Below are 14,823 nucleotides of genomic sequence, written 5' to 3' on the forward strand. Positions count from 1 at the left end.
ATGGGAGAATTTACTGACAAGTTAGCTGCCAAACCACTTTCCTATCAACGTGCTTATCTGGGCAGTTTACTGCCAAATTATGTTAAGTCAGGGAATTTAGAAAAGTATTATCAAAAACTGACTGATTTTAACTTTCTGATGGCAAAGATCCAGCATCCTGAGTTTGGGGTGCAGGCACTGATTGATGATTTCGATTTAGTTGACGCTTCTGAAACAGTCACTAACCTAGGATATAACTCAGAAACAGCAAAAGCCTTGAACTTGATTCAAAGGGTACTGTGGATGTCAGCCGATATTTTGGATGGAGATAAGACCAAACTGGCCCAGCAATTGTTAGGGCGCTTACTGTACTTTGAAATGCCCGAGATTCAGGCAATGCTGGAAGTAGCAAAGCAGTGGAAAGCAGCACCTTGGTTGCGTCCTTTGACACCTTGTTTAACTCCCTCTCGCAGGGGATTGCTACGCACCCTTAAAGGTCACAGCAAGTCGGTAAAAGCCGTAGCCATTACTGCTGATGGCAAGCGGGCGATTTCTGGTTCAAGAGACCAAACCCTCAAAGTCTGGGATTTAACCACTGGAAAGGAACTGTTTACTCTCAATGGTCATAGACAGGTATATGCAGTAGCCGTCACCCCCGACGGCAAGCGGGCGATTTCTGGTTCAGATGACAACACCCTTAAAGTCTGGGATTTAACAACTCGAAAGGAACTGTTTACTCTCAATGGTCATAGCGATTCGGTAAATGCAGTAGCCGTCACCCCCGACGGCAAGCGGGCGATTTCTGGTTCAGAGGACAACACCCTCAAAGTCTGGGATTTAACCACTGGAAAGGAACTGTTTACTCTCAATGGTCACAGCAACTCGGTACATGGAGTGGCAGTCACCCCCGACGGCAAACGGGCGGTTTCTGGTTCGTGGGACAACACCCTCAAAGTCTGGGATTTAACAACTCGAAAGGAACTGTTTACTCTCAATGGTCATAGCGATTCGGTAAATGCAGTAGCAATCACTGCTGATGGCAAGCGGGCGATTTCTGGTTCGTGGGACAACACCATCAAAGTCTGGGATTTAGCAACTGGAAAGGAACTGTTTACTCTCAATGGTCACATACAGGTAAATGCAGTCGCTCTCACTACTAATGGCAAACAGGCAATTTCTGCTTCATATGATACAACCCTCAAAGTCTGGGATTTAACAACTGGAAAGGAACAGTTTACTTTCAATAGCCACAGCGGCTCGGTAAATGCAGTTGCTGTCACTGATGATGGCAAGCGGGCGATTTCTGGTGCATATGATAGAACCATAAAACTCTGGGATTTAACAACTAGAAATGAACAGTTTACTTTCAATAGCCACAGCGGCTCGATCAATGCAGTAGCTGTCACTGATAATGGCAAGCGGGCGAGTTCTAATGAATATGATATAATTCTCAAACTCTGGGATTTAACAACTGGAAAGGAACAGTTTACTTTCAATAGCCACAGCGGCTCGGTAAATGCAGTAGCTGTCACTGATGATGGCAAGCTAGCAATTTCTGGTTCAGATGATACAACCCTCAAAGTCTGGGATTTAACAACTCGAAAGGAACTCTTTACTCTCACAGGTCACAGCTACTTAGTCCATGCAGTAGCCGTCACTGCTGATGGCAAGCGGGCAATTTCTGGTTCAAGAGACACCACCCTCAAAGTCTGGGATTTAACAACTGGAGAGGAACAGTTTACTCTCAAAGGTCATACCAACTCAATCAATGCAGTCGCCATCACCCCCGATGGCAAGCGGGCAATTTCTGGTTCATCGGACAACACCCTCAAAGTCTGGGATTTAACAACTCGAAAGGAACTGTTTACTTTAAAAGGTCACGGCGGCTGGATAAAAGCAGTCGCCGTCACCGCTGATGGCAAGCGGGCAATTTCTGTTTCATATGACAAGACAATCAAAGTCTGGGATTTAACAATAGGAAAGAAACTGTTTACTCTCGAAGCTCACGGCCAATTCGTAACAGCAGTCGCCGTCACCGCTGATGGCAAGCGGGCAATTTCTGGTTCAGATGACAACACTATCAAAGTATGGGATCTAACTACTCGAAAGGAAGAGTTTACTCTCACTGGTCACAGCGATTTGGTAAAAGCAGTAGCCGCGACTGCTGATGGGAAGCGGGCAATTTCTGGTTCGTGGGATAGCACCCTCAAAGTCTGGGATTTGTCGAGTGGAAATGGTATTGCCAGTTTTACGGGTGAAAGTGCGATCACCTGTTGCGCTGTTGCACCCGATGGAGTGACAATCGTAGCGGGCGACGTATCCGGTCGCGTATATTTTTTGCGACTAGAAGGGATAGAGCAACTAACATAAATTTCTTACACAGTTGTCGGCAATTTCTTACACAGTTGTCGGCGAGCAGCAATTTCAATATCGTTACTAGCGTCCCCGCCGACGCTGTTGCCCATCAACGTATCCGAACTCATCCGAACTCGCTCGTGCCAGACTTAAGAAAAGTGAGAAGAGTCGGCAGGCAAGTTAATGAACTGGAAAAAGTACGGGGTATTGTGTGAGCTGTTGCTGGCAGTAGGTTGTGGAGGCGAGAAGGGTTCATCTGTTTCGCAAGAACAGTTTGCAAAACAGTGGCCACTAACAGTGCCGAGTGGCAGAGTGTCTTGCGTTCTGAACTCCGGCGGGGGGAAGGTTGTTACCTTTATTACACTAGACGGCAAAGAATATTCTCTTAATGGGACAGTTAGTGGTTCAGGAAAATTTCTTCCAATTGAATCAATCAGGAAGCCAGATCCCACTCATCCACCTGCTAAGAAAAACATTGGGGCCTTGATTGATAAAGGATTAAAACTTTGCCCGCAACAGTAAAAATTTAATAGTGACTTCCTTTAGCTCTATCAAATCTGTGAGGGCCTGGCTGTAGTAAGTAAAAGCGACGGCGAGAGGTTCCTCAATCGCAATGGCGTCGGCTGGTGGCGGAGTGATATCAGTCAGAAAAACTACCTCCTCAGGCCCTTCAAGAACCCCACTGTACGGGTTGTTTATGGTAGAAGTATGTTAAAACAAATACTAGACAAGGAGTGATAAAGAACGAATTCAATATATAGAATGAAAATTATGAGTTTATTGATGTTTTTAATTTTGCAAATAGTAGTGCTAATACTATTGGTAATTACCGCTTTTATAAATCGAACAACTCCCCTATATTATAATTACATACTTATTCCACTCTCCCTAGTGGCTTTAATATATTATAAGGTTCCTCTCCCTCCAATTATAAAGGTGATACTCTTTATGATTCTCTCCATACTTTGTACTTGTTTAGCTTTGATATTTATTAATGCTATTGTTTATTTACTTACTGCAATTATTGTGATGTTAAAATTTTATTTTAAAAGCAAAATAAAATAAAAAAGATGCTCGTTGATTACTGAATAAAGAATCAAAGTCTTTGCTATCGCCGGAAAATACGTGATTAGTTACCTACTGGGTTACAGAGCAGGGTATTTTACCTGAAAATGCTCCTAAAATGCTCCTAAAATCTCGGATTGATACAAACTTTACAAAAAACCGGCTCTATTAGTTCCCCTCCCCGCATGGGGTTAAAGAGCTTGCGGAGAGTTTTGACAGAGCCTAAAAAGGCGAATCGCTTACATCATAAGCGTTCTGGCAGCAGCAACTTGTGAGCCACTGTCAGAAGCCAAAATCTAAAATCTAAAATTTAAAATCCAATCCCTAATAGGGTTTTGGGGTGTTGGGGGCTTTTGGAGTGGCACTAGCTCCGATAGGGTTTATGGTGTTTCAATCCCTGATAGGGTTTATGCGGTTGTCCCATGCCAATTATAGCACCGAGCAATCTCCCAAAACTCGCGCCTGCTTTAGGGGATGGTGTGACTATCGGCTAATTAATCAGCCGGAAAGCTGGAAGCGATGCACTCGCCAAAGAAGAAATTGCCCCCATTATTCTGCCTCCTCTTTCTCTTTCAGAAAAAAGATTGAAGCGCTGTTTGTGGTGTACCTGCGGGGAGTTTCGCCAATTTTGTATTTGTCCTCTGCTATGACGGTAAAACCATCCTCCGCAAGCAAGTCCATATGGTGTTTCCTCAATGGTGATATTGTAGCCATTAGCAGCAATTTCAACTACGCGCGCGACTCTCTCGAAGTCGCAGCGACCTTTTACCAAGTCGCCGACTTCCCCATTAATTATTTCGCCCCAATAATTTCTCATTAGTCTGCCCCTCCAAAAATTCTAGAATAACAGTCACATCTGCCAGTTCCACCTTCGATTTCTTACGCCGCCCCTTCAACTGGTTGAGCAAGTCGGCGGCCTCTGGTAATCCCAGTTTTGTCGCTGGTTGCTGTGTGTTAGCAGAGGCTGGATTCTGTTTGGCTCCATTATCCAATTGTTTTTGCAGACTTTCTCGTTCTACCCTTTCTTCTGCAAGGCGCGATTGCAATACTCGCAGGTCTTCGCGAAGATTGTTGATTACTAATGCACTTGATTCTTGGAGCTTGGCAAAGTCGGCGTCGGTTTCCTTCGGTTCTTGCTGCAAGTTTCGGATGTCAGCTTGTAATCGCTGGTTTTCATCGCGAAGCGCCCCTACTTTCCATTCAAGATTATCCCTCTCCCCCTCCAATTCCTTGAAAGCTTCCCTCCACCTTTGATTATTAGTTTTAGCCTCTTCAAATTCCTGTGTGGTTATTGCTAGTTGTTCTTGTGTTTGCGCGAGTTGTTGCCTAAGAGATTCGCTGTCATTATTTTCTCTTAGGCGACTGACTCCCCCACCAGTTCAGCCCTCAATTCTGCCAGCGCTGTTTGTAATCCTTCTGTCTTACGCTCAACAATTTCTGTAATACGCGCTTCTAACACGCTGTCTGACAAACTGTGTCTTACGTCATACGGTTGTTGTCTGACTTCTTCGGGTGGGGGTAATACCACGGAGCCATCAGATAGCGCCTCGATGCCGGCCCGCACAATGTCGATTAAAGTCTTGGAGCGATCGCACCCGTGCTTAGTATTAGCCGCCGGATAACGCTCTTTCCCTAGATTGTCGATCGCCTCCAACACTTCATCTGGACAGCGAAAAGTTAACGATGTTGACGCCATTGTCTTACCTCAATCAAACGTGTATGACGCCATTGTATAACCTCCCTCGCTGTTTGTATGACATATAAGCAGAATTTGTCATACACTTACTCGTCATACACTATGCTTATGTCTAACAAATTAGTCTTACAACCGCTTGACAACCGTCTAACGGATTGCTACTATGTAAGACATATGGGTAAGACACCTCAAACAAACCCTTATACGGCAAGCACTACAGCGACATCACACCATACAGGACACCACAATGACTACTTTATTAACTGCCAAATTCGCCCAAGTTGACGCTTCAATCCTTGATATCCAAACTCAAATCGCCTCCCTCCAAACCAAACTCACGGCGCTCCAAGACTACCGCCAGCAGTTGCAATCAGTCGAGCAAGCGTGTGAATCGGCACTGAGTCAAGTAGACACGGCATTGATGATGCTGCACCACGTAGACGCATCACAGGTCGGGACTTTCAAAGACGCGATCGACATCAAAATCGCCCCTGGTGCGATCGGCATTCTTGAGCCAGCCACCACTACGCCAGCCGAAGCGATCGAACCGGAACCAAAAGCGCCAACAGCACCGGAAACTTCGGCAGAGCCTGAAATTGAGCCAGCAATTGATGTCGAGGTTACAGAGACCCCGGAAACACCCGCCAGCGACGCGCTGATCGCCACAGCAGCAGCACCAACAACAGCAGCGGCGCCAACAACAGACATTGAGGGACTGCTTAATAAAATGAGCATCCAGTCAATCCGCAAGCTAGCGGCTACAAAGAAAGTTAGCGGACACGGAACACGAGCGGCGATTGCCAGGAGACTCAAGGCGATCGTCACACAGGCCGATATCTGGGACGCCACAGCCTAACTCAGATTAACTACCAAGCCAAGTGTAAGACCCTAAGCTCATACGGTTTTACACTTGCCTTACGTTTGTCTTATTTTGTCTAACAATTTGTCTAACTACTCTTGACAGATGTCTTACAAATTGCCATAATGTAAGACATAGAAGTAAGACAAGCTTACCCAAAAACAAAACCACCGCCCAAAGTTTACGAGGTCGCAGGCGGTGGCTAGCCCAACAAAGGACTTAGCCATGATTTTAGTACAAACTGCCCCAACGACGAGCGCCGACCTCGAACTTCCCGCTCCTTCTACAATGACTTGTGCTGACTGTCCCTTCGCCCGCCATATAGATGGAAACCGCTACTGCTGTAGCGTCAGCCAAACAGCGAGCGACGTAAAGCGAGGCCATTGGCTCGCGACCATCTCGTGTGTAGAAGCGCTGGCAAAAGCCGAAGCCGAAAAAGTTGAGCCTGTCGCCGAAGTCGCCGAAGTCGAAGCGCCGATCGCCCAAGCCGACACAACCGAACAAACTTCGATCGCACCTGCCACACCTTCAACACCTGCACCAGCAACACTCTCAGCAAAAAAAACTGCACCCGTCACATCGCCCGCTACAACCGCACCAACCGCAGCAGCCGCAGCCATCGGGACTAACGGTGATGAACCCCCGAACCGTGGCGACAACGGTCGAGGACGGGTGCAACCTGTACTAGCCAAAAAACTGATGCTCTCTTTGGTTGCGGTTAAGCCCATCACGTCAGATATTCCGGCCTGTAACTTTGACTCGAACGAATTGGAAATTGCAGGGGAGTTGAGTTTGGCCATCGGCGGGTTCATAGTTCCGCCCGTGCTGGTGCGAGACAGCAGCGGATACAAAGTCATCGCCGGCCACTTTCAGTTTCACGCCGCAGTTCTGGCCCGACAGTTAAATCCCAAAGCGGGCGAGACAATTCCGGCGATCGTACTCGAATCTGAAAATCAAGCGACAGCCTCAGCCATGCTCAAGATGCTGAAGTTCGCCGCCTAAACTTCGATCGCGCCCCATCTCCTAAAAATCGGGACGGGGCCCCTTTTTGTCCTACTGTTATCGGAAATTACTACTGTCAGTCGAGCAAGCGGTTCAAAGTGCGCTCGGACAAGTTGACCAAGCCCTGCTGATGCTAAACCATGTAGACCCGTCTCAAGTTAAAGTTTTTCGGGATGCTCTAACGGTCAAGTTCGCACTGGGTGCAGTGGCAATGATTGAATCGGCCGCACCCGCAGAACCCGAACCGACCCAACAACCTGATCCAGTTCCGCCGGCCCCAGAGGCAGTAATTGATGTGGAAGTAACGCCGACTGAACCGGAGCAAGCCCCAGAGCCTGACATTGAGCAAGAATTGAATAAACTTCCTCTGCCGTCCTTGCGCTCGCTGGCAAAATCCAAGGGCGTTGACGGTCGGGGGACTAAAGCTAATCTAGCCCGGAGGTTAAAGATGCTGATCACAAATGTTGACCTGCGGGCCCTCGCCTAGCACCCACAACAACCGGGAGGACTTGAATCCTCCCTTGCTCATCTACCTCAAAACCAAAACCATGACACCCTTATCAGCCGAATTCCTCCAAGCCCATGAGATTATCAACTATCACCCCGTCCCCGGGGACGGAGTGAGAGCTCCGGGCCGCGTAACGCTCACACAGTGGGGCGGACAGTGGGCAACGCACTTTTATAACGAACAGGACGGCGGCTTCCATCACGGCCACTACTTCAATAACCTTACTGATGCCGAGGTGGACTTTGCCCACCGACTGACTGAGTATGCTCCCGTCCCGGCCGCTGGCTAGCACCCGCACAACCAGCCCCGTCCTTTTTTGGCGGGGCCCCTTTATGTCCTAGTGTTCGCGTAAACCCACATTTACTGACCCGCTCGAACCACACCGGGGAGCCACAGTAAATACATTTAATGCACTGCAACAGTCGTTCAAGCCGTGTATAAAGTGTATTAACCCTCTTTTTTGCCTATACTATGAACTTTTGTAAAAATATTAAAGCCCCCGCGAAAATTTTGACTTTTAGATTGATATCACAACAGAGGCAAAAAGCAAGGTGGACAGCAAGAGTTTCTCAAGCTAACTGTCGAAGCGACAACCTCCTTCTAGTTATAGGCAACTTGCGTCAATTTAACTCATGGAGAAAATCATGGAAGAGAATCAAAAAAGCCCACTTTTTACTGAACTCACTGATAGTGAAGCGGAAAGCTTGTCTGGTGGTGGTCGTAGATTTTGGCGTACATTTGCAAGTATATCGGCAGGAGTCGTTGCGGTGGGCGCAGCCATTACACCTTTTACCGGACCTGTTGGAGCAGCAGTCGCGGGAGTTGGTGCTTTAGGCCTAGGCGTTGGTATAGCTGGTGTCAACTTGTCTAATAAGGAATGAATTGGATAAGTCGGGAAATTATTAGCTATTTGGAAGGCTGAAGTTTCAGCAACCTATTTAGTGCCTTAAATCAGAGAGAGTACCCATACTTTTATGGGTGCTTCTTTCTTAATTGATGCCGCGCTATACAAACATATTTTCCCTATGAAATATCAGCTTGTTCAACAACACAGTGAAGAAGACTGCGGAGCTGCTTGTCTAGCATCTATTGCAAAACATCATGGGCGTACCTTTAGCATTAACCGCATCCGTGAAGCTGTAGGTACTAGACAAGAAGGAACTACATTATTAGGTCTGAAGCAGGGGGCAGAACCACTTGGCTTTAATGCTCGTGCAGTCAAAGCATCACCTGAGATTGTTAACAGAATAAATGAAGCTCCCCTACCAGCCATTATCCACTGGAAAGGCTATCACTGGGTAGTTTTGTATGGCAAGCGGGGCAGAAAGTACGTCATTGCTGACCCAGGTGCAGGCATCCGTTATCTCTCCAAAAAATGGTTGATGGAGGCATGGACAGATGGCGTAATGCTGTTACTTGAACCAGACCCCGTTCGCTTTTTTGAGCAACCTGAAGATAAAGTTGGTGGATTTGGTCGCTTTCTGAAGCGCGTCTCGCCTTATCGAGGTATTCTGTCTCAGGCATTTGTAATTAACCTCGTCCTAGGTTTACTATCCTTAGCTTCCCCATTTCTGCTGCAAATTCTCACTGATGATGTGCTGGTTCGGGGAGATACAAAACTGCTCACAGGTCTGGTTATTGCCGTTGTGGTAATGCACCTCGTCAGCAGTAGCCTCCAATTTGTGCAGTCTAACCTAATTGCCCACTTTACTCAACGCTTAGAGTTAGGGTTAGTCCTAGAATTTGGGCGACAAATTCTCCACTTACCCCTGACTTATTATGAAACCCGTCGCAGTGGCGAAATTGTCAGCCGCCTGGGAGATATTCAACAGATTAATCAGCTAGTTTCCCAAGTTGTCGCCACTTTACCCAGCCAGTTTTTTATTGCCCTGATTTCCCTTGGTTTCATGCTGTTCTATAGCCAGAAACTAACTATAGTAGCTGTCATCATCGCCGTACTGATGACTGTATCTACCATTATTTTCCTACCAACATTACAGCAAAAGACTCGCAATGCCTTGGTTACAGATGCAGAAAACCAAGGTGTGCTAGTCGAAACTTTTAAAGGCGCCCTCACCCTCAAGACCACCACAGCTGCTCCTCAATTCTGGGATGAATTCCAAAGCCGCTTTGGTCGCTTTGCTAATCTGATGTTCAGTACAATCCAAATTGGGATTATTAACAATGTCTTCTCTGGATTAGTTTCCAACATCGGCAGCGTTGCTTTGCTTTGGTTTGGTAGCACTCTTGTAATTAGCAAAGAATTAAGTATCGGTCAACTGCTGGCTTTTAACAGCATGAATGGCAGTTTTATAGCCTTTATTGGGGCTGTAATCGGATTTGTGGATGAATTCATTCGCGTTAAAACAGCTACCCAGCGCCTTACAGAAGTCATTGACTCCACACCAGAAAATCAAGACGATAGCAAAAAGCCCTATGCTAAAATTCCCAGCAAGGCTGATATTATTTGTACTAATCTTAATTTTCACCACGCTGGAAGAGTTGATTTACTAGAAAACTTCTCCATAAGTATTCCCGGCGGTAAAGTAATTGCCCTGATTGGTAAATCTGGCTGTGGTAAAAGTACCCTAGCGAAACTAATTGCAGGTTTATACACTCTGCAATCCGGTAATATTCGCATTGGTCTTTATAACCTGCAAGACCTCTCACTAGATTGCTTCCGTCAACAGATTGTCCTTGTTCCCCAAGATGCTCATTTTTGGAGTCGATCGATTCTTGAAAACTTCCGCTTAGGCAATCCTCAAGTTACCTTTGAGCAGATTGTTAGAGCTTGCCAGATTGCTGGTGCAGACGAATTTATTAGTAGACTCCCCGACAAATATCAAACCATCTTAGGAGAATTTGGCGCAAATATTTCCGGTGGGCAACGGCAAAGGTTAGCCATCGCCAGAGCGATTGTCAATGACCCGCCGGTGCTGATTTTAGATGAATCCACTGGTGCCCTCGACCCGGTGAGTGAAACCCAAGTGCTAGAACAGCTACTGGAACACCGCCAGGGAAAAACCACGATTATGATTAGCCACCGCCCCAGAGTAATCCAGCGAGCAGATTGGATTGTCCTACTGGAGCAAGGTCGCTTAAGACTGCAAGGTTCTCTTGAAGATTTAAGCTCCCAAGCCGGAGACCACTTGGACTTCCTAATTCCCTGAAATATTTACCATTTATGGAGCATCATGGTTAGCACACCTGAGCAAGATTTTCTGCCCCCAGTTCAAGACAACGAGTTTCTGCCGCCGATTAGTCGTTGGACTACCCTTGGCGGGCTGCTCATCGTCGGTTCTATGGGGGTAGCCATCACCCTCGCCTCTGTAACCAAATACAACGTCACTGTCAAAGCCGAGGCAAACATCCGTCCTGCTGGCGAATTGCGACTGGTTCAGGCGGCTGCGGAAGGTCCAGTTATGCGCGTTTGGGTTAAAGAGAATCAAGTTGTCAAAAAAGGAGATGTCATTGCTACTATCGACGACTCTCGCCTTCAAACGAAAAAAAGTCAACTGCAAAGCAACATCCAGCAGACCCAGTTACAACTCGTTGAAATCGATGCCCAGATTAGTGCCCTCAATCGGCAGATTATAGCCGAAACTGACCGCTTCACCCGTGTTGTCGCTGGTGCTAAAGCTGAACTCTTGCACCGCAGCCGGGACTATCAAAACAAACAAATTACTACTGTTACTGAAGTCCAAGAAACCGAGGCGAACGTCCGGATCGCCCAGGAGGAGTTACAAAAAGGTTTTGCGGATTTAAAGTCAGCACAAGCTAATTTAAGTGCGACTCAGGCTGCCTTGGGAGCAGCTAGATCAAAGCACAACCGATATCAGAGTGTAGCCAATGAAGGAGCGCTTTCTAAAAATCAATTGGAGGAAGCACAACTGGCTGCTGACCAGCAATCGTCAGCCGTTGAGGCGCAAAAAGCGGTAATTGAGGGACAAAAACAAACAATTGAACGGTTGCAACAAGCTGTCGTGGCAGCTTTTGCCAGACGGCGAGGCGCAATGGCTGCACTCAATCCGACTAATGCAGAAGTTGCGATCGCTTCTGAGCGCATTGGTCAAGAAAAAGCTGCGGGTGTTGCCAGTGTCGCTACATTAGACAAAGAACGCAAAGCTCTCATCCAGCAACGGATTGGTATTGAGCAAACAGTTGAGCGCGATACCCGCGAACTCAAACAAGTGGAAATCGACCTCAGCCAGACTGCTATTACTGCCACAGCAGACGGTATCATCTCTAAGCTAAACCTGCGAAACTCCGGTCAAACTGTGCGCCCTGGAGAGGAAATGGCCCAAATTGTCCCTAGTGATGCCCCATTGGTGGTCAAAGCAGCGGTGGCATCTGAGAATAAAAGCAAGTTGAAAGTCGGACAAAACGTAGTTTTGCGGGTTTCTGCCTGTCCTTATCCAGATTACGGTACTCTTAAAGGTAAGGTCAAAGCGATTTCCCCAGATACGTTTTCCCCTCAAAAGAATAGTAATGATGCGCTTACCTCTACAACAGCTACTGGGCAGAAAGCGGTTGCAGGAGGTGCCTTCTACGAGGTAACAATTGAGCCAGAAAGCCTTGCTTTACATCATGGGGAAAAACTGTGTTCCATCCAATTGGGGATGGAGGGCAGAGTCGATATTATTTCCAGAGATGAGACTGTACTCCAATTCTTTCTCAGGAAGGCAAGGCTGATCGCAGATTTGTAAGGTTACTCACACCTTTGCGCTTTCCAGACTCAATCTACATCGTTTTGTAATTTGGATGAGAACTTTTTGAAAAAGTTCTTAGAGGTTGCCAACAGTGTTGCAAAGAATATGTACAGTGACTTTTTATTTGACGTGAAGACATATTAGTGCCGTTAAAGAGGCAAAGCTAAACCTGGCTTGCTTTTTTGGCTCAATCTAGCGAAAGCAATGCTGATAGTCAAATGCTAGAACGCGCTCGCAAACTTTCTCTGTAATCCTGTAAGAGGAAAGGTTTTGCTCAGCGACACAAAATTGTCTCGATGTCATTTAATTAGGCATTGTACATTTATTGAGGATTCATCAATAATTGGTGCTGCTTGCTCTGGGATAGTTTCAATCTCAAGCGCATCTCGAATTTCTTCAGCCACGTCTGGGTCTTTAGCTTCAAGCTGCGCGATCGCTTCCCGGACAACCTCTGGGGGGTATTTAGCCGCAATTTGTTTGATCGCTCGTGGCCCAGCGACCAAGGCGTCCTCTAATAAAATCGCTAATTTTTTAGAAAGTGGCGAATTCGTAACTACAGTGACTACAGTAGCATCTAAAGCCTTATCAGATAAGGATTCCGACTGTAGTCTAGCCTTGACTACAGTATGACTACGCTTGACTACAGTAGGCTCGTTTACTGTAGTCACTGTAGTTAAAGGTTCCGAGGTACTGTAGTCAGGTTTAACTCGCTCTGTGTCTAGGTTTTGGGGTACTGTAGTCACTGTAGTCGTAGTCAAAGTTAAAGAAACAGATTTTTTGACTGTAGTCACTTTTGTACAGTGCCTAATTAAATGACATCGAGACAATTTTGTGTCGCTTAGCAAAACCTTCCCTCTTACAAGCTTATAGAGAAAGTTTGCGAGCGCGTTCTAGCATTTGACTATCAGCATTGCTTTCGCTAGATTGAGCCAAAAAAGCAAACCAGATTTAGCGACGGCCTCTTTAACGGCACTAATATGTCTCCACGTCAAATAAAAAGTCACTGTACATCGGCTTTTAATTTTGCAGTTGTCCCTGACTTGCCAAGTCTGTACCAATGAGTGCCTCAGTCTCTTCTTTTGACCAAGTTTTGAATTCCAGAATTTTTTGGCTTACGAGGGGCATAATCACCTCGAACTCATCAGCATATCCAAAAATCCCTGCCTAGGGCTTGGAAGTGCTGCTGTTCGGTCAGGATATCAAATTTCTCATTTAAAGCTGGAAACTGTTACAGCTCACTCAGCCTATTCATCTATTTTCAGCTTCGGCAGTCGTCTGAGCGCCTCTGGGATAAAGGTAATCTGATTTCCAGTGAGGTAGAGTATTGTCAAATTGGAAAGTGGCCCGAGCGCCTCTGGGATGAAGGTAATTTGATTTTTACGGAGATCTAGCAGTCTTAGATTCCCCAGTTGCCCAAGTGCTTCTGGGATAAAGATAATCTGATTTTCACCGAGGTAAAGTTTTGTCAGATGGGAAAGTTGCCCGAGCGCCTCTGGAATGGAGGTAATCTGATTTTTACGGAGGTCTAGCAGCCTTAGATTCTCTAGTTGCCCGAGTGCTTCTGGGACGGGGGTAATCTGATTTTCACCGAGGTAGAGTTCTGTCAGATTGGAGAGTTGCCCAAGCGCTTCTGGGATAGAGGTAATCTCATTGTTATTGAGGTTAAGGTATTCCAGATTGGACAGTTGTCCGAGTGTCGCTGGGATGGAGGTAATCTCATTGTTATTGAGGTCGAGCCATCTCAGATTGGAAAGTTGCCCGAGCGCCTCTGGGATGGAGGTAATCTCATTGTTATTGAGGTTAAGGTATTCCAGATTGGACAGTTGTCCAAGTGTCGCTGGGATGGAGGTAATCTCATTGTTATTGAGCACAATCGATGTCAGATTTCCCAATTGCCCAATATATTCTGGGATAGAGGTAATTTTATTGTCACCGAGGCTAAGCTGTGTCAGATTCGACAATTGCCCGAGCGCCTTTGGGATGGAGGTAATGTGATTTTCAGTGAGATAAAGCCCTGTCAGATGGGACAGTTGCCCGATATATTCTGGGATAGAGGTAATTTTATTGAAATCGAGACCTAGCCCTGTCAAACGGGACAATTGCCCGATATATTCTGGGATGGAGGTAATCTTATTGCTACTAAGGCCAAGCCATGTCAGATTCGAGAGGTGTCTGATTGCATCTGAGATTTCGGTAATCTGATTGCCACTGAGGTTAAGCCTTGTCAAGTTCGACAGTTGGGCGATCATCTCTGGAATGGAGGTAATCTGATTGTTATTGAAATGAAGCCATCTCAGATGCGTACACTTGAGAATTTCCGGTGGCAACTCTTTTAGCTCCAGTCCCGATAAATCCAGTTCCGTCGATTTTTCTTCGACTGCTTCATCAATTCGTCGGATTGCTTCCTCTCGCGTCATGTCCTTTGTCTTTTCGTAGTATTTATTTTCACGAAGTTCAAAATATTTATGGTTTTTATTTGACTTTCTAGCTTTTAGAAGGGGAGTATCATCTTGAGACAACCGTGCAGTACGCATTTTGATAACCCACTCAGCCTAACATTCTAAGAAATGAGGCAGAAGCTAGAGAGTTTATGATCAGAGCCAGATCAAAGTAACAAATCCTAGAGAAAAACAAAGGACATGACTAGAGA

General features: G+C 46.3%; 14 protein-coding genes. 9 read left to right on the forward strand and 5 right to left on the reverse strand.

Translation table 11 applies throughout. The annotated features are described in order from the left end of the window. Together QUA23_RS02130 and QUA23_RS02135 are read left to right on the forward strand one after the other, a co-directional pair. The gene (locus tag QUA23_RS02130) at positions 1 to 2,349 is read left to right on the forward strand and encodes a WD40 repeat domain-containing protein (protein WP_333110284.1); all 2,349 of its coding nucleotides are present in this window, start codon (positions 1 to 3) and stop codon (positions 2,347 to 2,349) included. Between the two features lie 168 nt (positions 2,350 to 2,517). Continuing rightward, the gene (locus QUA23_RS02135; protein WP_333078830.1) at positions 2,518 to 2,856 is read left to right on the forward strand and encodes a DUF2511 domain-containing protein; all 339 of its coding nucleotides are present in this window, start codon (positions 2,518 to 2,520) and stop codon (positions 2,854 to 2,856) included. A 1,033-nt stretch (positions 2,857 to 3,889) separates the two neighbouring features. Here the strand turns inward: QUA23_RS02135 and QUA23_RS02140 are convergent. The 3 genes from QUA23_RS02140 to QUA23_RS02150 all read right to left on the reverse strand — a co-directional run bounded on the left by QUA23_RS02140 (position 3,890) and on the right by QUA23_RS02150 (position 5,095). Then, the gene (locus tag QUA23_RS02140) at positions 3,890 to 4,216 is read right to left on the reverse strand and encodes a hypothetical protein (RefSeq protein ID WP_333078831.1); all 327 of its coding nucleotides are present in this window, start codon (positions 4,214 to 4,216) and stop codon (positions 3,890 to 3,892) included. Next, positions 4,188 to 4,625, reverse strand: coding sequence for a hypothetical protein (locus QUA23_RS02145; RefSeq protein ID WP_333078832.1), 438 nt, complete (start codon positions 4,623 to 4,625; stop codon positions 4,188 to 4,190). Before QUA23_RS02145 ends, QUA23_RS02140 begins: the two co-directional genes overlap by 29 nt. Before the next feature lie 128 nt (positions 4,626 to 4,753). Beyond that, entirely contained in the window at positions 4,754 to 5,095 is a 342-nt protein-coding gene (locus QUA23_RS02150; protein ID WP_333078833.1) for a hypothetical protein, read from the reverse strand. Positions 5,096 to 5,342: 247 nt separating this feature from the next. Here QUA23_RS02150 and QUA23_RS02155 point away from each other — a divergent pair, with 247 nt between their 5' ends. The 7 genes from QUA23_RS02155 to QUA23_RS02185 all read left to right on the forward strand — a co-directional run bounded on the left by QUA23_RS02155 (position 5,343) and on the right by QUA23_RS02185 (position 12,170). Next, positions 5,343 to 5,951, forward strand: a complete 609-nt coding sequence (locus tag QUA23_RS02155; protein ID WP_333078834.1) for a hypothetical protein — start codon at positions 5,343 to 5,345, stop codon at positions 5,949 to 5,951. Positions 5,952 to 6,179: 228 nt separating this feature from the next. Continuing rightward, the gene (locus QUA23_RS02160) at positions 6,180 to 6,956 is read left to right on the forward strand and encodes a hypothetical protein (protein WP_333093943.1); all 777 of its coding nucleotides are present in this window, start codon (positions 6,180 to 6,182) and stop codon (positions 6,954 to 6,956) included. Between the two features lie 46 nt (positions 6,957 to 7,002). Then, positions 7,003 to 7,443 carry a hypothetical protein gene (locus QUA23_RS02165; RefSeq protein ID WP_333078836.1) on the forward strand — a complete coding sequence of 147 codons (441 nt, stop codon included), beginning with the start codon at positions 7,003 to 7,005 and terminating at the stop codon, positions 7,441 to 7,443. Further along, positions 7,418 to 7,753 (forward strand): hypothetical protein, encoded by a 336-nt coding sequence (locus QUA23_RS02170; protein WP_333110286.1) that lies wholly within the window; start codon positions 7,418 to 7,420, stop codon positions 7,751 to 7,753. The genes QUA23_RS02165 and QUA23_RS02170 overlap by 26 nt, the downstream gene beginning before the upstream one ends. A 355-nt stretch (positions 7,754 to 8,108) precedes the next feature. Further along, positions 8,109 to 8,345, forward strand: coding sequence for a hypothetical protein (locus tag QUA23_RS02175; RefSeq protein WP_333078837.1), 237 nt, complete (start codon positions 8,109 to 8,111; stop codon positions 8,343 to 8,345). A 144-nt stretch (positions 8,346 to 8,489) separates the two neighbouring features. Further along, entirely contained in the window at positions 8,490 to 10,634 is a 2,145-nt protein-coding gene (locus QUA23_RS02180; protein WP_333078838.1) for a peptidase domain-containing ABC transporter, read from the forward strand. Between the two features lie 24 nt (positions 10,635 to 10,658). After that, a complete protein-coding gene (locus QUA23_RS02185; RefSeq protein WP_333078839.1) occupies positions 10,659 to 12,170 on the forward strand; it encodes an HlyD family efflux transporter periplasmic adaptor subunit in 1,512 nt (503 codons plus the stop codon). A gap of 302 nt (positions 12,171 to 12,472) precedes the next feature. Here the strand turns inward: QUA23_RS02185 and QUA23_RS02190 are convergent, their stop codons facing one another. Then, the gene (locus QUA23_RS02190; protein WP_333078840.1) at positions 12,473 to 12,964 is read right to left on the reverse strand and encodes a hypothetical protein; all 492 of its coding nucleotides are present in this window, start codon (positions 12,962 to 12,964) and stop codon (positions 12,473 to 12,475) included. A 453-nt stretch (positions 12,965 to 13,417) separates the two neighbouring features. After that, positions 13,418 to 14,707: a leucine-rich repeat domain-containing protein gene (locus QUA23_RS02195; RefSeq protein WP_333078841.1), complete on the reverse strand. Its 1,290-nt coding sequence runs from the start codon at positions 14,705 to 14,707 to the stop codon at positions 13,418 to 13,420. Between the last annotated feature and the right edge of the window lie 116 nt (positions 14,708 to 14,823).

The organism is Microcoleus sp. Pol1C5 (assembly GCF_036701115.1).
In the GTDB taxonomy this organism is placed as follows: Bacteria; Cyanobacteriota; Cyanobacteriia; order Cyanobacteriales; family Microcoleaceae; genus Microcoleus.